Genomic DNA, 17,633 nt, shown 5'->3' on the forward strand with positions numbered 1-17,633 from the left:
CCCAGGGAACGCTTGCGGCTACCGGAGCAGATTCCTCGCTCACCCTCCTGATCGGTCTTTTCGCCGTGCTCGCCGGAATCGCGATAAGTGTCGTCACGGTGATCCGACGTCGAACGCGGTGAGCATGGAGGGGACCCGTTCACACCAGGAACGGGTCCCCTCCATGCGACTACTCGGCCGCAGCCCTGCGGCGTCGGACCAGCATGATCCCGCCGCCGGTGAGCGCGGCTGCCGCAAGCAGCGCCAGCAGCGTCCACCCGGCATCCGCGCCCGTGATCGCGAGTTCACCGTCCGGGCTCGTCGCCGATCCGGAGTCGCCGTTACCCGCCCCGGAATCGTTGGAGCCATCAGAACCATCCGAACCGTCAGAACCCTCCGAACCGTCGGAGCCACCGGGCGTTTCGCCGCACTCCTCGCTCCAGGTCACCGTGTCGCCCTCGACCGTGTCGTTCACATCACACTGGCCTTCGGCGGCCGCCCCAGAGAACCGGATCGCCGTCTCGTCGACGTCGACATTGAGCTGCTCACCGAGATACGTCAGCCCACTGACGCCACCGGTCGCGCCGGCCAGCCTCACGAACGTGGGATCGCCCTCATCAGTGCGCACGCCATTCGACATCAGCACGAAATCGATGTAGTTCGATATCCCGAACAACGACGGGCGCACACCGCGCGCACCCACCTGCTCGCCAGGGTCGCCGTCGGCGTAGTAAACCTCGGCGAACCAGCCGCTTCGCACCATGTCCCGGATAATCGAATTGATCATGACGGTGGCACGGTCACGCAACTCGGGCGCAGTGGATCCTTCGATCGCCTCCATGTCGAGCAGGCCGTAGGTGAGCAGCTGCAGATCAGGTGCCTTCACGGCAAAGTCACCGAGCCCCGCTAACTGCTTGTTCTCGTCGTAATCATCGAGAAAGCGGTCCATCGTCTTCACCATCGACTGCTCATCGAGCTCATCCATAACGAACGCCGTGGAGGTGTAGAAGGAGAACCCAGGGCGTACCCACTGCCCATCCTCGTTGCGGAACGGGTGTCCTTCAGTGTCGTCGCCGAACGGCACCTCGCCGCGTGATTCATCGAGGTACACCTTCTGCACCGTGTCCCACACCTTGCCGTCATCATCGGCACCGGCCGGGAAGAACCACTCCGTGTAGCTCGCCGAGATCTCGTCGATCACGGCCTGATATTCCGCGACATCCTCATCGCGGTCCAGCGCCTTCGCGATCTTGATCGCGAACTCAAGGTCGTACGCGAGCGACGTGACGAATTCGCTGTCACGCTCGTCGAAGTGGTTGTTCTCGCCGAGGACCCACCGCATGTTGTAGCGCTCCCAGTTCAGGTGCAGCGCGAGCGGCTCGTAAGTGCTCTCCAGCTTGCTCTGGTCACCCGTGATGGAATACAAGACCCATGCGGTCTGCGCCTTGCGCGAAGGCAGCGACTCGCCGCCCAACTCGCCACGCGTCCCATAAATCTCATCACTGGGCTCAGTTGCGTCCGAGCCGTCTTCGACGAGCGCCATCATTCCTTGGAAGGACGCCCAGGCATTGTCCGGGTCGACATAGGCGAGCTGCTGCATGCCGAGAAGAGAGTCCCAGCTGGCGACGTTCTTCGTGCCCGGCGTGCCATACATCCACATCGATGGCTTTCCCGTGCCGAGCTGGGCATACTCATTGCCCGTCTCCGGAGTCGCTGGAAGCACGTTCATCTGAAGATTGACCCATGCCTTGAACCAGAATCGGCGCATCTCATCCGCCGTCACGCCACCGTCGGCGACTCGCTGGATGGAGAAATCCTGCACCTGCGGAACGCTCACCAGGAACTCATCCCAGAACGATGCCCATTCGGCACGATCGCCTTCAGCATCCTGCGCGGCAGCCACGGCCCGCTCGTGGGCAGCTGCCGCAGCATCCGGCGTCACCCTGGCATCGCGAACAGCCATGCCCACGCCGATCACCTGTGCGGAGGTGCCCGCAGGCAGCGCGGCTGCCCATGCCCCGTTTCCGTCGAGCGGCTCCGCTGAGCCGCCGCCGAGCGATAACTCCGCGACCGAGCCGCCGAAGCGCAAGGCTACGCCCTCGGGGAAGGCGATGGCATACGTGTGGTGCTCGCCGGTCACCGTCAGCACGCGCGCTGCCGGGTCCCACGAAGCAGCACCCTCATGGACTCCGGCGGCGGCGACTCCGGCGGTGGATGCCGATATCGAACGCGAGAACGAATCGGCATCGTGGAATGCATCGACGACGTCGATCGAGCCATCACTGTACTCGCCGAACGAGGACAGCGCCTCGGGACGCCACTCGTTCGTATACGACTCCGCGGATGCAAGCCACGCGCTGCCGGGGTGGAATCCGAGGTCATTGAACGTGGAGTATCCGTCCTTTCCGATATGGAAGAGCTTGACGGTGAAGGTGCGCTCACCGCTCCATCCAGTCGCGGCCGCGATGTCGTAGGTGACCAGGCCTGTCTGTGAGGTGTCCGGCTGCACGGAGATGTCATCACCGGATCCGGAAGAGAGTTTCAGCGCCCACTGGCCGCTGGTCTCTGCGGCCCGAACGCTGAGCTGCGGCGTCCGGTCCAGGTCGACCGTGAACGACCGTTCTACCGCACCGAAATCGTGATCGCCGAGGCGCACAGTGGTCTGAGAGCCATCGGCCACGACACTCGCCGAGAAGCCAGAGTTCGCGGCGCGCGCCCAGCCTGCGGCAGTGTCGAGGTCATCGACCACCGCATCTGCTGCGCCGTGCCACGGAAGGTCGGCGGCGTTGTCGAATGACAGCGAACGCAGGGCGACCGAGCCGCCGGGCTCGCCGGTCTTGTTCACCGCGTAGATCTTGACCGTAACGGTGCGTGCGCCCGACTCCCATCCGTACGCGTCGGCAAGGTCGAAGACGAACTCACCGGTCTCGTCGGAGTCCGCCTGCAGATCGGGCAGATCATCTCCATTCTCGCCAGCGATTTTCACGTTCCACGTCGACCCCGTACTGACGGAGGCGACGTCGATTGTCAGGAAACGCGTGTCGGCTGCGTCCGCGACCTCCACCGTGCGTTCGATGTGGCCCCACTCGCCACCATCGAGCGTGACGGTCGAAACACCGTCTGCGGCACTTGTCGTGACACCGTGGTCCGACCAATCGCTCGGGTCATCGAACGACTCTGCCAGTGCGCTGCGATAGTCCGATCCTTCGGGCCGTTCACCGGAGGTGGCATAAGTTTCCAGCACACGCTTCTGCAGAATGGCATTGTCCGCAGCGTAGTAGCCGACGTGCAACGGAAGTGTCTCATCAGTGGTCTGCTCGAGTTCGCTGTCAGTCCCGTCCGAATTGAACGGGTTCAGCACGATCCGCGAGTTCGGCACTGACAGCCAGCGCTGCTGGGCGTCGGTACTGTCGGCCAAGTATCGGGTATCGACCGATGCCGACTCTGCTGCCACGGCTGGGGCCGTGATCAATCCCGCCCCCAGCACCCCTAATGCGGTCATTCCCGCGATGAATCGCCTACGTGTGGGCGCTCTGCCTCTCATGAATATCCTCCTACTTCCTTGTATCGGTGGTTGAAATTCCGGAAGAGTTCAGTGCTGCGGCACACTCGCGATGATCAGCCGTCGCAGCCGATCGACTCGTTCAGCAGTGTCGGCCTCGATGTTCAGCCGCAGAAGCGGTTCTGTATTCGATGGGCGCAGGCTCACCCACCAGCGTTCGTCGTCAGCGGCACTGGACGCACTGTCCCCATGGGTGAGTGTGAGCCCGTCCAGTCGATCGAGTTCGATCCCCGACCTCGGAAGGTCTGCTCCCAGGGCATCGATCACCGCGCGCTCAGCAGAGGAGATGTCGTCGGCGCGAAGGTTGATCTCGCCGGATCGATGATAAGGATCCAGCTCCGCAGCCAGCTTCGACAGCGGCCCGTCCTGTTCGGCCACGGCAGCCAGCACGTGCATAGCGGCGAGCAGTCCGGAGTCTGCGCCGAAGAAGTCGCGGAAGTAGAAGTGGCCGCTGTGTTCGCCGCCGAAGACCGCAGCTTCCTTCGCCATCAGAGCCTTGATGAATGAATGCCCCACACGAGTGCGGATCGTGCGGACGCCGGCACGCTCGAAGATCTCCGGTACCGCACGAGAGGTGATCAGGTTATGCAGCACGACAGGGGTCCGCCCCACCTGCTGTTCACGCCGGGATTCGCGAAGGCCCACCAAAGCCGTCAGCACAGAGGGGTCGACGCGTTCGCCGCGCTCATCGACGACGAAACAGCGATCTGCGTCGCCATCGAAGGCGAGGCCGATGTCGGCGCCAAGGCGAACGACTTCGCGCTGCAGATCTGCCGTGTTCCCCGGCACGATCGGATTCGCTTCATGGTGAGGAAAGGTGCCGTCTAACTCGAAGTACATCGGGAAGATGTCAATCGGCAGCTCATCAAGGCCTGCCGCGGTGCCGAGCACAGCGGGCACCGTCAGCCCTGCCATGCCGCTACCGGCATCCACCACCACGCGCAGCGGACGAATGTCGGAGAGATTCACAAGTGCACGCAGAAGCACCGCATAGTCACGCAGGATCTCGACGCTGCGTCTCGTACCGACGCGCACGAACTCGTCAGGAAAGCCGGTGCCGCCAGCATCCAGGATCTCCTCCGCGCGGCGTCGCACCCCGACAAGGCCAGTGTCCTGACCCACCGGACGCGCCCCGGCCCGGCACAGTTTGATGCCGTTGTAGCGTGCCGGGTTGTGGCTGGCGGTGAACATCGCTCCCGCCGCATTCATCCGGCCGGAGGCAAAGTACAACTCATCGGTCGAGCAGAGGCCGACATCCTGCACGTCGACGCCGGTGGACAGGATGCCGTCGGCGAAGGCATCCACGAGCGCTGGACCGGTCTCACGCATGTCTCGACCGACCACGACGCCCTGCCCCGCGCCTCCCTCATTGAGGATCAGCTCGGCGAACCCCTTCCCCAGCGAACGCGCGATGCGCGCGTCGAAGTTGACGGGAACGACACCGCGAACGTCGTAGGCCTTGATGATGCCGGAGAGGTCAGCTGCCGGCACGCGTCAACTCCGCAACACCGATCTTCGAGTCCGCCATGCCGTAGAACACGAACCGGCGGCCGCCGATCTCTTCGATGGCAGTCGGGAAGACGACGTTGCCCAGCGTTCCCTGCAGTTCGTCGCTCGTCTCGGGCACAAGCAGCGGCTCGGAGGTGCGTGCGATGACCCTCCGCGGGTCGTCACTGTCGAGCAGGATCGCGCCAGCCGTGTATCGCGCTCCGTAAGCGAGCTCGAACCCCTTCGTCTCGGCACCGGTCACTCCGTGGTGCAGCATCAACCATCCCTCTGGAACGCGCAGCGGCGCGGGACCGCCGCCTACCTTCGAGGCTTCGAACGGGTATGCGGATCCGGCGAGCATCGTGGAATTCTCGATCAGCGTGAGCGCTGAGTGGTCGCGCTGAGCCGCCTCAAGGTCAACGAAGCCGATCCAGATCGCGGGGCGCGTGTCGTCGATACCGGCGGGAGTGGGAGCGCCCTCGCCGGGCCGCAACCAGTCCAGATCCCACATCGGGCGGTGCAAGATCGCGAGTGCAGGACGCCCGTCTGGTCCAGTAACCGCCTCCGGGAAGAAGACGATGTCCTTGTTCGGAAACAGGTTCAGATCAGTGTCCAGCTCAGGCTGGTAGGAGAAGCGAACCGGGCCCAGTCTCCGCCAGGACACCGTGTCCTCGGAGATCGCCAGGGCCGGCTTCGGTCCGAGCGGACCGTACGCGATATACGTCATCACATGGACTCCCAACGGCTCGACGAACGTGATGCGCGGGTCCTCGACGCCGGCATTGTTCGCGCCGTACTCCCAGCCCTCATCGGGTGACAGCACGACACCGAGGCGCTCGACGCCGACCGGCACTCCGTCTTCGACGATCACTCGTGCGCGTCCGACGCGGGAAATATTGCCTTCCGAGACCATGCGCGGGTAGAGATACAGCTCGCCGTCCGGTCCCCACGCGGTCGCGGGATTGAGTACGCCCTCGACCTCAAGCGGGTTACCGGGTTCGGGTGTCATGATCGTGCCGACCCGGCGCAGCTCGTAGGGCACAGTGACAGCAGGATTCGTGGTGGTATTCACGGGGGTCTTTCTTCGTAGCGGAGCGGTGGCTGGATTCAGCCCTTGATGGCGGAGCCGAGGTTCGCCGAGGTGAAATGGCGCTGGAAAAGCAGGAACAGTAGCACTGCCGGGATGGCCAGCACGCATGCTCCAGCGAGGACTGCGCCCATCGGGTTGTCCTGGAAGGTGGAGTTCGCCTGCGAAAAGTTCGCCAGACTCACCGCGAGCGGCTGCATGTCGGCGTTCTTGGTCACCAGGAACGGCCAGAGGAACTCATTCCACGGCCCGATGAAGGTCACCAGCATCGCTGTGAGGATCGCCGGGCGCACCAGCGGCATGGCGATCGATCGGAGGATGCGGAATTCGCTGGCACCGTCGATGCGAGCGGCATCGAAGATGTCCTTGGGTATCTGCAGGAAGTACTGACGGAAAATCAGCACGGCGACCGAGTTGATCGCGAACGGCAGGACCATGCCGATGAAGTTGTCAGCGAGACCGAAGTAGCGGACGACCATGACGTACAGCGGAATCATCAGCAGTTGGAAAGGGATCGCCTGCACGAGCAGCACGAGAGCGAATACGATGCCCTGCCCACGAAACTGCAGGATCGACAGCGCGTATCCGACGAGAAGCCCGAAGACGAGCGTGCACCCCATGACTCCAGCAGTCATGATCAGCGAGTTCATCAACGACTGCAGCAGGTTCAGCGATTCGTTCACGCCGACGAAGTTGTCGAAAGTGAGGTTATCGGGCAGTGGCAGCAAGCCCAGCAAGCTGGTATCACGTGTCTTCTGCAACGCCCCGATGATCATGTAATAGAAGGGCAGCAGCGAGATGATCGCGCCGATCGACAGCAGTGCGAAGCGCAGCCCGGCGAGGATGCGGGACCGGGCGGACTTTTGTGGTCGACGGGTAGCCGCCGTGGTCTGGACTTCGGCGGTCATCGGTTCTTTCCTTCCGTCAGTCGGCGTGAGACCAGCGACACGATCATCACGACGATCACGAGGATCATGCCGATCGCTGCCGCGATGTCGGGCTGCCCCTGCTGTATGCCTTTCTGATACATCAGCAGCGACGGCGTCATCGAAGCGCCGTTCGGGCCGCCGCCTGTGAGCAGGTAGGGCTCGGTGAAGATCTGTCCGGTCGTGATGATTGACAGCAGCACGACGAGGGAGGTGACGGGGCGCACCGCCGGTAGCGTTACCGAGCGAAACCGCTGCCAGACGCTCGCGCCGTCCATCTCGGCTGCCTCATGCAACTCGGAAGGAACATTCTGGAGTGCTGCGAGGTACAGCAGGATGAAGAACCCGAGGTTCTTCCAGGTGACGTATACAGCGATGAGTGGCATGATCAGCCCCTGGTTGGCCAGCCACGTCGGATCCGGCGCGAGGTCGCCCAGAAGATTGTTGACCACGCCGTTCCCGTTGAACATGAAGATCCAGACGGTGAGAGTCGCCACCGATGCGGTGACGTACGGCACGTAGTAGGAAACCCGGAAGAATCCTTTCCAGTGCACGACCGTATTCAGCCCCATCGCGAAGACGAGCGCGAGTACGACGGTCAATGGAACGTTGATGACTAGGAAGATCAGCAGGTTGAGGAACGCCTTGCGGGCCAGAGGGTCCGCGAAGACGGTGGCAAAGTTCTCGAAGCCGACGAAGGGGCTCTCAACCTCCACGCCGGGGGCCGTGAAGTAGAAGTCGTGGAAGGCCATCCAAATCCCGAAGCCGAATGGAATCAGGAAGACCACCGCGACGAATGCGATGTACGGGCTGCTCAGCAGTAGACCGAGCGGGTTCTGCCCGAACCAGCGCTGCATACGCCGCCCGCGACGGGGGGACGGAGCCGCTTTGCGGCTGCCCCGTCCCCCGGTGCGCACGGCCTCATCTGGGAGGGTGCTCATTTGGACAATTGCCTCGATCCTCAGCCCGAGATGCCGTTGATACTGGTCGCTGCCTCTTCGAATGCAGCCTCCAGGTCACCTTCGCCCGACTGCACGTTCTGGCTCCAGGCATCACGGAAGACCTGCATCTTCTCAGCGAGACCGTCGACGTTCGGCACATCGACAGCGAGCGGCACTGCGGTCGCGAACGGCTCGAAGAATGGCTCGCCACCGAGGAAGTCTGCAGCCAGCTCGTTCACGTCGGTACGAGTCGGGAACTGGCCGGTCGTCTCCAGAAGAGCGAGGTCGTTCTCATCGTTCGTTGCGAACTTGAGGAAGTCCCAGGCGGTCTGCTGGTTCTCGCACGAGCTGTACAGGCCGATGTTCTTCGAGTCAGCGAAGGTGGCGGTCTCTTCCGCGGCGGTGCCGTCTGCCGTAGGCAACGAGGCAACGCCGTAGTTCACCTTCCCATCGAACTGCGCCTTGCCCCAGGGGCCCGCGACGCCCATCGCTGCCACACCATCCGCGAAGGGACCCGCCCACATGTCGCCGCTGTATGCCTCGGCGGAGGAGTAATCATCGGCGTAGAGGGTCTGCCAGAACTCGAGCGTCTCCAGGCCTGCTTCATCAGCGAAGGCCGCTTCGCCGTCTTCGATCAGCTGCGTTCCGCCGGAGTTCGCAAGGAAGAACGGATAGAAGTCGAAGTTGATATTTGTGTAATCGGCGGTCGCGGGCGGGTAGATCGCGAAGTCAGCGGCACCGGACTCCTTGATTGCCTGGGCCGCAGCGAGCACGTCGTCATAAGTGTCGAGCGTCGGGTTCTCGGCATCCAGTCCCGCCTGCGTGAAGACGTCCTTGTTGTAATACAGCATGAACGGATTCGTCTTCCATGGAAGCTGGTAAAGATCGCCATCGGCGCTGCGGAAGCCGTCAGCGGCATCACCTGATCGACCGGTGATGTAATCCTCAGCGTCGTCGAATGTCTGCGAGAGGTTGACGAGACCGCCCTGCTTCTGGAAGGCAGGAACAGCAGAGGGCGCCGTGTTGAATACGAGGCACGGCGTGTTGCCAGCCGTAATCGATGCACCGATCACGTCTTCGGATGAGCTGCCGGCAGGAATCGCCTGTGCTGTTACTTCTTCGTCAGGATACTCAGCGTTCCAGGCCTCGACGACTGCTTCGCCCCAGGCGATCTCCTGTTCGTTTGTCGAGTACCAGATCTCGATGGGTCCGCTGCTGAGCGAGCCGGAATCGGTGGCCTCGTTGCCGGTGTCGCCAGAGCTACATGCTGCTAGCGGCAGGGCCACAAGACCTAAGGCTGCCAGTGATGCGATTTGCGTATGACGCTTCATTGTGTCGAACTCCTCTTTCGGACGATCGTCCAGATAGATGGTGGGGATCGTCGACCGACATCACGGGCTGTCATCGGCGACGTTCCCGCCATTAAACCGGTTAAGTAGCTTTATGTCAAAGGTAGAGAAATGAGATCCAGAATCGAGCTAACACTACAGATATCGTTACTAAACAAAAACTAAACTCGCGCTATGCTCTACCTGTGAGTGATACGAGCAAGTCGGATAGAAGCGCAACTGATGCAAAACTGACCGCCGGTCAGGCGCGGAAGTCGACCATCGGCGACGTCGCTGCGCTGGCTGGCGTTTCCAAAAGCGCGGTCTCGTTCGTCTTCAATAACCGGCCAGGGGTCAGCGCGCAGGCACGTGAGCGAATACTGGGGGCGGCCGCGCAGCTGCGGTGGAAGCCGAACGCGAGAGCACGGGCACTTTCGCGCCGAAGTTCGCAGACAGTCGGGCTTGTGATCCGCCGCGCTCCGGAACTTCTGAGTACCGATCCCTTTTTTCCTCAGTTCGTCGCCGGTGTCGAAATGGGCCTCGCCTCCCACGGATATGCGCTCCTGCTCCAGGTGGTCGCGGATGCGACGTCCGAGCAGAGCGCCTACGCGCGCTTCGCTGACGAAGGGCGCGTCGAAGGCGTCTTCCTGACGGACATGCGCGTCGACGATCCCCGACCGGCGCTGCTGGAGTCGCTCGGACTCATCGCCGTAGGGGTCGCGCCGCAGTCGGAATCCGGCGCTGCTCATACGATCGGTGCGAATGACGGCGACGGCATCCGTCGCGCCGTGCATCATCTGGCCGCGCTCGGCCATCGTCGCATCGGACACGTGACCGGTGCCGATGGCTATGTCCACTCCGCTTTGCGGCGCCGGGCGTGGGAGAACTCGCTCGCCGAGCTCGGCCTGCCGCCTGGTCCAGTCGCGTCGGCCGCGTTCACCGGCATCAGTGGCGCCCGGGCTACTCACGAACTGTTGGATCTGGCAGATGCGCCCACGGCCATCATCTACGGAAATGATCTGATGGCGATCGCAGGAATGACCGTCGCGACCGACCGGGGTCTGCGAGTGCCCGACGATCTGTCGGTGATCGGTTTCGACGACATTCCCCTCGCTCCCTTCATCTCGCCTCCGCTGACGACGGTTCGCCAGGACGTTCCAGCCTGGGGCAGAGCCGCCGCAGAGATGCTTGTCGCCCTCGTGGAGGACAAGGAACTGCCGGGAATCGATCTGCCGGCCGCGGAATTCGTTGTGCGCGCCAGTACCTCCACCCCCGGCAGAGCTTGACACGGCGTATCAAGGACCGGCCGGCGTATGCGTCAGGCGGACGGCGCGGTATAGGTGCTCTCGGCATCCGGGTCAAGGACGCTGCTCGGGTCTTGCACGATGTCTATGTTCGAAGTGTCACTGCCGTCGCCTGAGAACCACAGCAGCACTGTGCCGCCCACAACGGGGGCTCCGCGGACAGACGTCACCACGGACCCCTCGCCACGCTGACTGCCGGACGGGGTCGTGCATTCGGAAGTGACGGTGAAGACCGGGGAATCGCCGCCCAACCACGTGTGCTGGAAATGCAGATCCACGACATCGGCCTGCACCTGGGTGCCTGTCGCGCGAAGGGTCTTGACACGCTCGCGGTTCGCACCGTGTGAGCGGACGTCGACGATCGTGCTGCGAATGCGGCGCCACGCGAGCGCAGTGAAGATCAGCGCGATACTTCCGGCGATCAGGATCGCGAGGGGTGATACCGGGACGACGGTGAAGAACGATCCTGCGGCGGCAACGGCGCCGATGGCCGCGCCCGATAGCGATGCTGCGGTCCCGGCATCCGAGAGCAGGGGGAGCCTGTTCGTCCATAACGGTGAGTAGTCGAGTGCGAAGGCAACCATCGAGCCTGCCACGAGGCCACCGAATGCCAGCCACGGCCACAGATCGCCGTTCGACTGCGACCAGGCTGGATCGAGGTTCATCACACTGGGCAAGATCCAGGTGATCATCGCCCAGGTGCCGACACCGCAGAACACGGTGATGAGCGTGAGCAGCGCCACGAGAACCTTCCAGCCGCGCATCCTCGAGGTCTTTCCCATGTCGGCGAGGTTGCCGCGCGGTTGCACTCCCGATCACAGGTTCGTCAGCACGTCACCCAGGTCGTAGCCGGCCACCGTATCGAGCTGGTCGTAGGTGCAGGAGCGCGCTTCGCGGTCGGGCCGCCAGCGCTCGAACTGCACGGTGTGTCGGAAGCGTGCTCCCTCGAGCTGGTCGTAGCGCACCTCGAGCACACGCTCGGGCCGCAGGCGCACGAAGGACACGTCCTTGGCGCCGGTGAAGCGGCTGCGTTCGCCTGCGCCTTTCACCGCTTCGCCGTCATCGTCGCGTTCGACAAGGGGTGCGAGTTCTTCGACGAACTCCTGTCGACGCTTGTCGCTCCACGCGGCGACGCCGCCGATCTGGCGGAGCGTCCCGTCATCGTCGTAGAGACCGACCAGCAGCGACCCGACGCCGGTTCCGGACTTGTGGATGCGGTAGCCGAGCGCCACCACGTCGGCCGTGCGCGCGTGCTTGATCTTGATGAGCGTGCGCTTTCCGGGGGCGTACGGCGCATCGAGCGGCTTCGCCACGACGCCGTCGAGGCCGGCGCCCTCGAACTCCGCCAGCCACTTCGTCGCGACGGCATGATCGGTCGTCGTGCGGGTGAGATGAAGCGGATGCTGCGCCGAGGCGAGCAGCTTCTCCAGACGTGCACGGCGCTGATGGAAGGGCTCATCCAGCAGCGTCTCCTCGCCGAGCGCGAGCAGGTCGAACGCGATGAACATCGCGGGGGTCTCTTCGGACAGGCGGGCGACGCGGGATGCTGCCGGATGGATGCGCTGGCTCAGCGCCTCCCAATCCAGGCGCTGCGCTCCCGGCTCTCCGGTCGCGACGACGATCTCTCCATCGAGCAGGCAGGGCTCCGGGAGAATCTGCGGCAGCGCCTCGACGAGCTCCGGGAAGTAGCGCGTGAGGGGCTTCGCACCGCGTGAACCGATCTCGACCGTGTCGCCGTCCCAGGCGATCAGGCCGCGAAATCCATCCCACTTCGGCTCGAACAGCATCCCGCCCGGTGTTCTGTCCGGGTCGGGGACGGCGGGGGCGGCTTTTGCGAGCATCGGTGTCGGGATCTCGTAGCGCATAGGCCCATCCTGCCCGTCACCGACGGTCGACGGAACCGTGACCTGCACTCGCTCGCTGAGCCTGTCGAAGCGCGCGCGCGGCTTTACGCGAACAGGTCAGTCAGGTCGGAGGACCGCCCAGCATCCTCCAGCACCGTACGCGCTGCGTGCCACCCGGCCATGGCGTTCACGCCGGGTCCAGGAGGGGTCGCGGCCGAGGCGAGATACACCCCGCGCATCGGCGTGTGCCACGGATGCCGCGACAGCACCGGACGCGCCAGCGCCTGTCGGACGGTAAAGGCCCCGCCGAGCACGTCACCGCCGATCTCGGACGGATTGATCGCCTCCCGATCGGAGGCCGGCACCGAGTGGGACGCGAGCACGAGATCACGAAATCCCGGGGCGAACCGCTCGATCTGCGCGGTGATCAGCTCAGTGGCGTCGAGCTCTGACCCGAACGGAACGTGGATGTACGCCCAGAGCACGGCCTTGCTGGCCGGAGCACGCGTTTCGTCGAGCACCGACGGCTGGACCGCGAGGACATAGGGCCGGTCCGACACTCGACCGTGCGCGACGGCGTTCTCGCTCGCCCAGATCTCTTCGCGCGTGCCGCCGACGTGCACGGTGGGGGACTGCGCTACCTCAGCATTCGCCCACGGCACCGGTCCGTCGAGCGCGAAATCGACCTTCGCCGCAGCCGGCCCATACCGGTACCGCTCCAGAGCACGCGCGTACGAGGACGGGGCATCCGGATGCGTGAGTGCAAGGCGCGGCGAGGAATTCAGCAGCAGCACGTCGCCGTGATTCGGATCGCCCCAGTCCAACCCGCCGAGATCGCGCACGTGCACGCCGGTCTCGACCACGCCGCCGTGCGCCTCGAGATCTGAGCGGAGCGCGTCGGCGATGCGCTGCGCTCCGCCGCGCGGATACATCCAGCCCCCGGCATGAGCGTGAGCGGCAAGCAGCAGCCCCGCGGCGGCGCCCGCCAGCGACGGCTGCGGGGTGTTCGCGTGAGCGAACACTCCGGAGAGCAGTGCTGCGGCTTCGGGGGTCCGCAATGCGCCCCGTGCAAGCGGGGTGCCCTGCTCCAGCATCCGCATCGCGAAGCGCGCAGTCGTGAGTGGTTCGCGCGGAATGCGCAGCATCTGATTCCCGGTGAAGTCGACGATGCCGTCGATGTGTTCGCTCAACGGGCGCAGCAGCGCGAGCCACCTGCGCTCGTCCGCACCCAGGCCGTGGGCGGTGCGCTCGATGTCGCGCCAGGCGATCGCCGCACGTCCCGCATCGAGAGGGTGCGCGTACGAGATCTCCGGTGTGATCCAATCGACTCGCTCGGCGAGGCCGAAGGCCTGGAAGAACGGGGAAGCGACCGCTGCCGGATGCACCGCCGAGCACACATCATGGGCGAAACCGGGCAGCGTGGCCGCGGACGTTCGGATGCCACCGCCGACCGTGTCAGCGGCTTCGAGCACGCGGACGTCGTATCCGGCGCGGGCGAGCGAGACCGCCGCGGCCAGACCGTTGGGCCCGCTGCCGATGATCGTCGCCCGTGTCATAGCGTTCAGTCTCCCAGTCCGATCGGCTCGGCACGTGGCATCCGGCGGAATTCCCCAGCTGGACGTGCGATCCTGGAGGTAATGAACGAGACTCAGGGCCCCACGCCCGCAGGTACCTCCCGCCCATACCGTAATCTCAGCGAAGCGTTGCGCGCGCATCGGATCGACCCGGCGAACGTTGAGTTCATCACCGCGATCGTCGATGCCGTCGGAATCACCTCCCTGATCGACCGCGGCCGCTACATCGAGGCCGTGCGCCGAGATGAGGGCGCCGCGCTGCACATCGGCAAGACCTACACGAACGGCTTCACCGAGGATGAGCAGATCGTCGTCGGCGCGACCACCCTGCGGCTTCGCCCGAGTGAGGGGCGGGCACCGTACTTCTACGCGTCCCACCCGAGTGAGTTCCGACCTCTCACCCCAGCACGTTCATCCTCGCGGGCGCCGCGGAAGGCAGCATCCGCATCGGCCGCCCCGCGCGTTCCCAAGGCCACGCCGGTGGCAGAGCGCGAGTACGGCGTGTGCGACGTGTGCTTCATGGTCCGCAACGCCTCCGGCGGCTGCGGCTGCGACTGAGCTACGAATCCAGCTGCACCTGGAGGCGGCGGGAGACTTCGGCGATCGGCATGGCGCGCGGGAACACCGCGACCACGACGTCGTCCGGAGCCTCCTCGGCCGCGTCCGGGAACACTCCGTAGCGGCGGCGCACGTCATCCAGCGCGGACTGCAGCACCGAGGGCGCGACGCGCTTGGTGCCGCGCAGCAGCTGACGCAGCACGTGATTGTGCACGGCGGTGACGAGGGCTGCGAAGCCCACGGCATCCAATGGGGCGATGCCCGGGAGTGCACGGCGCAGGTACTCGTCGAAGAGGCGCTCGTATCGGAACACGGTCACGATCTCGCGCTCTCGGAGCGCTGGAACCTGCCGGACGACCTGGTAGCGCAGACGTGCAAGATCCGGGTCGTGCGCGAAGTGCGAGAAGACGTGCTGAGATGCCCGGCAAACGGCCTCCCACGGGTCTCGGTGGCCCTCGGCGAGGAACTCCCGCAGCTCGCCCAGCAGCACTTCGTGATCGGCGAACACGACGTCCTCCTTGCCACCGAACTGACGGAAGAACGTCGATCGGGAGACACCGGCGGCCTGCGCGATCTGCTCGACCGAGGTCTGGTCGAACCCCTGATCTCGGAACAGAGCGAGTGCAGCGGCGACGACGCCACTCGGCATCTTTACGGACTCATGCATAGCGAGAAGCCTAATGCTGCGGCATCCCGCCCACCGTCGGATCGCCCGTTCAGACGAAAGTAGTAGGCTTTGCTACTGGTCGATATCTCGACATCGAGAGACTTTCCGCCCCCGCAGCCCAGTGAAGGAAGCACAGTGGATCTGTACGAGTACCAGGCACGAGACGTTTTCGAGAAGTACGGAGTGCCGGTCCTCGCCGGCATCGTCGCGGACACCCCTGAGGAGGTGAAAGCGGCTGCGGAGAAGCTCGGCGGCGTCGTCGTCGTCAAGGCTCAGGTCAAGACCGGTGGTCGCGGCAAGGCCGGCGGCGTCAAGGTCGCCAAGAACCCGGATGAGGCGTACGAGGCGGCGAAGTCCATCTTCGGCCTCGACATCAAGGGCCACATCGTCAAGCGCGTCATGGTCGCCGCAGGCGCCCGCATCGCCGAGGAGTTCTACTTCTCCGTGCTGCTCGACCGCTCCAACCGCTCGTACCTGTCGCTGTGCAGCGTCGAGGGCGGCATGGAGATCGAAGACCTCGCCGTTGAACGCCCCGAGGCGCTCGCCCGCATCGAGGTCGACCCGCTGACCGGCATCGACAAGGTCAAGGCCGTCGAGATCGCTCGCGCGGCGAAGTTCCCGGAGAACCTCATCGAGAAGGTCTCCGATGTCTTCGTCAAGCTCTACGACGTCTACAAGGGCGAGGATGCCACGCTCGTCGAGGTCAACCCGCTCGTTCTCACCGAAGAGGGCGACATCATCGCCCTCGACGGCAAGGTCACGCTCGATGAGAACGCCTCCGAGATCCGTCACCCCGAGCACGAGGCGCTCGAGGATAAGGATGCCGCGGACCCGCTCGAGGCCAAGGCCAAGAAGTCGGGCCTGAACTACGTCAAGCTCGACGGCCAGGTCGGCATCATCGGCAACGGCGCAGGCCTTGTCATGTCGACGCTCGACGTCGTCGCGTACGCCGGTGAGAACCACGGCGGCGTGAAGCCGGCCAACTTCCTCGACATCGGCGGCGGAGCATCGGCTGAGGTCATGGCGAACGGCCTCGACGTCATCCTCGGCGACCCGCAGGTGAAGAGTGTGTTCGTCAACGTCTTCGGCGGCATCACCGCCTGCGACGCTGTCGCCAACGGCATCAAGGGCGCGCTCGAGACGCTGGGGGCTGCGGCTTCGAAGCCCCTCGTCGTGCGCCTGGACGGCAACGCCGTCGAAGAGGGTCGCGCGATCCTCGCCGAGTACGCCCACCCGCTCGTGACTCTCGCCGCCACCATGGACGAGGGTGCTGACAAGGCCGCCGAGCTGGCGAACGCCTGAGACAGAAGGATTAGAGATATGTCGATCTTCCTCAACAAGGATTCCAAGGTCATCGTCCAGGGCATCACCGGCGGCGAAGGCACCAAGCACACCGCTCTCATGCTCAAGGCCGGCACCCAGGTCGTCGGCGGAGTCAACGCCCGCAAGGCCGGCATGACCGTCGCGCACACCGACAAGGATGGGAACGCCGTCGAGCTCCCCGTCTTCGGCTCGGTCGCCGAGGCCATGAAGGAGACCGGCGCCGACGTGTCGATCGCCTTCGTTCCCGGTGCATTCACCAAGAACGCCATGATCGAGGCCATCGACGCCGAGATCCCCTTGCTCGTGGTCATCACCGAGGGCGTGCCTGTCGGCGACTCGGCCGAGGCATGGGCCTACGCGAAGAGCAAGGGCAACAAGACCCGCATCATCGGGCCGAACTGCCCCGGCGTGATCACACCCGGAGAGTCGCTCGTCGGCATCACGCCTGCGAACATCACCGGCAAGGGTCCGATCGGTCTCGTGTCGAAGTCGGGCACGCTGACCTACCAGATGATGTTCGAGCTGCGGGATCTGGGCTTCTCGACCGCTATCGGCATCGGCGGCGACCCCGTCATCGGCACCACGCACATCGACGCACTCGAGGCGTTCGAGGCTGACCCCGAGACCAAGGCGATCGTCATGATCGGCGAGATCGGCGGCGACGCCGAAGAGCGCGCGGCCGAGTACATCAAGGCGCACGTCACCAAGCCCGTCGTCGGCTATGTCGCGGGCTTCACGGCTCCCGAGGGCAAGACCATGGGTCACGCCGGCGCCATCGTTTCCGGCTCTGCGGGCACCGCTCAGGCGAAGAAGGAGGCCCTCGAGGCCGCCGGCGTCAAGGTCGGGAAGACCCCGTCCGAGACCGCTGACCTGATGCGTGAGATCGTGCAGTCGCTGTAAGCAGATAGACTGCAAGTGAAGGCCCTGGGCTCCACCCCGGGGCCTTCACCTTTTTCTGGGTCAGGCGACGCCGAACGCGGCCTGCAGCGGGCCGCGGGCGAAGAACAGCACGAAGCCGAAGCCGACGATCCACAGCAGCGGGTGGATGGTCT

The 17,633-nt window shown here is 64.6% G+C and carries 15 protein-coding genes; 5 read left to right on the plus strand and 10 right to left on the minus strand.

The genetic code is table 11. The features are described 5' to 3' along the window. A partial coding sequence (locus ACTIAO_RS14040) for an LPXTG cell wall anchor domain-containing protein (RefSeq protein ID WP_441906848.1) occupies positions 1-122 on the plus strand: 122 nt, incomplete at its 5' end. 47 nt (positions 123-169) lie between these two features. Here the strand turns inward: ACTIAO_RS14040 and ACTIAO_RS14045 are convergent. From ACTIAO_RS14045 to ACTIAO_RS14070, 6 genes are all read right to left on the minus strand, one after another. Further along, on the minus strand, positions 170-3,397 hold the full coding sequence (locus ACTIAO_RS14045; protein WP_441906835.1) for an LPXTG cell wall anchor domain-containing protein: 3,228 nt from the start codon (positions 3,395-3,397) through the stop codon (positions 170-172). Positions 3,398-3,571: 174 nt separating this feature from the next. Further along, a complete protein-coding gene (locus ACTIAO_RS14050; RefSeq protein WP_441906836.1) occupies positions 3,572-5,032 on the minus strand; it encodes a phosphomannomutase/phosphoglucomutase in 1,461 nt (486 codons plus the stop codon). Further along, positions 5,019-6,038 (minus strand): glycoside hydrolase family 130 protein, encoded by a 1,020-nt coding sequence (locus ACTIAO_RS14055; RefSeq protein WP_441906850.1) that lies wholly within the window; start codon positions 6,036-6,038, stop codon positions 5,019-5,021. Before ACTIAO_RS14055 ends, ACTIAO_RS14050 begins: the two co-directional genes overlap by 14 nt. A 98-nt stretch (positions 6,039-6,136) precedes the next feature. Next, complete coding sequence (locus ACTIAO_RS14060; protein ID WP_441906837.1) at positions 6,137-7,024, minus strand: carbohydrate ABC transporter permease; 888 nt, start codon at positions 7,022-7,024, stop codon at positions 6,137-6,139. Next, positions 7,021-7,983, minus strand: a complete 963-nt coding sequence (locus tag ACTIAO_RS14065; RefSeq protein WP_441906838.1) for a carbohydrate ABC transporter permease — start codon at positions 7,981-7,983, stop codon at positions 7,021-7,023. Before ACTIAO_RS14065 ends, ACTIAO_RS14060 begins: the two co-directional genes overlap by 4 nt. Before the next feature lie 20 nt (positions 7,984-8,003). After that, positions 8,004-9,269: an ABC transporter substrate-binding protein gene (locus ACTIAO_RS14070; RefSeq protein WP_441906839.1), complete on the minus strand. Its 1,266-nt coding sequence runs from the start codon at positions 9,267-9,269 to the stop codon at positions 8,004-8,006. A 248-nt stretch (positions 9,270-9,517) separates the two neighbouring features. Here ACTIAO_RS14070 and ACTIAO_RS14075 point away from each other — a divergent pair, with 248 nt between their 5' ends. Continuing rightward, positions 9,518-10,597 carry a LacI family DNA-binding transcriptional regulator gene (locus ACTIAO_RS14075; RefSeq protein WP_441906840.1) on the plus strand — a complete coding sequence of 360 codons (1,080 nt, stop codon included), beginning with the start codon at positions 9,518-9,520 and terminating at the stop codon, positions 10,595-10,597. A gap of 32 nt (positions 10,598-10,629) precedes the next feature. On the opposite strand, the gene ACTIAO_RS14080 is transcribed toward ACTIAO_RS14075, so the two are convergent. The 3 genes from ACTIAO_RS14080 to ACTIAO_RS14090 form a co-directional block, all read right to left on the minus strand. Then, the gene (locus ACTIAO_RS14080; protein WP_441906841.1) at positions 10,630-11,397 is read right to left on the minus strand and encodes a hypothetical protein; all 768 of its coding nucleotides are present in this window, start codon (positions 11,395-11,397) and stop codon (positions 10,630-10,632) included. A gap of 33 nt (positions 11,398-11,430) precedes the next feature. Further along, on the minus strand, positions 11,431-12,480 hold the full coding sequence (locus ACTIAO_RS14085) for an ATP-dependent DNA ligase (RefSeq protein ID WP_441906842.1): 1,050 nt from the start codon (positions 12,478-12,480) through the stop codon (positions 11,431-11,433). An 83-nt stretch (positions 12,481-12,563) separates the two neighbouring features. Continuing rightward, a complete protein-coding gene (locus ACTIAO_RS14090; protein ID WP_441906843.1) occupies positions 12,564-14,015 on the minus strand; it encodes a phytoene desaturase family protein in 1,452 nt (483 codons plus the stop codon). Positions 14,016-14,096: 81 nt separating this feature from the next. On the opposite strand from ACTIAO_RS14090, the gene ACTIAO_RS14095 reads away from it, so the two are divergent. Further along, the gene (locus tag ACTIAO_RS14095; RefSeq protein ID WP_441906844.1) at positions 14,097-14,591 is read left to right on the plus strand and encodes a hypothetical protein; all 495 of its coding nucleotides are present in this window, start codon (positions 14,097-14,099) and stop codon (positions 14,589-14,591) included. Between the two features lies 1 nt (position 14,592). Here ACTIAO_RS14095 and ACTIAO_RS14100 read toward each other — a convergent pair whose 3' ends face one another. Further along, complete coding sequence (locus ACTIAO_RS14100; RefSeq protein ID WP_441906845.1) at positions 14,593-15,258, minus strand: TetR/AcrR family transcriptional regulator; 666 nt, start codon at positions 15,256-15,258, stop codon at positions 14,593-14,595. Between the two features lie 135 nt (positions 15,259-15,393). Here ACTIAO_RS14100 and sucC point away from each other — a divergent pair, with 135 nt between their 5' ends. Further along, a complete protein-coding gene (gene sucC / locus ACTIAO_RS14105) occupies positions 15,394-16,560 on the plus strand; it encodes an ADP-forming succinate--CoA ligase subunit beta (protein WP_441906846.1) in 1,167 nt (388 codons plus the stop codon). Positions 16,561-16,578: 18 nt separating this feature from the next. Then, complete coding sequence (gene sucD / locus ACTIAO_RS14110) at positions 16,579-17,481, plus strand: succinate--CoA ligase subunit alpha (protein ID WP_441906847.1); 903 nt, start codon at positions 16,579-16,581, stop codon at positions 17,479-17,481. Positions 17,482-17,633 lie beyond the last annotated feature (152 nt).

Origin of the sequence: Microbacterium sp. (assembly GCF_052099035.1) — a bacterium.
In the GTDB taxonomy this organism is placed as follows: Bacteria; Actinomycetota; Actinomycetes; order Actinomycetales; family Microbacteriaceae; genus Microbacterium.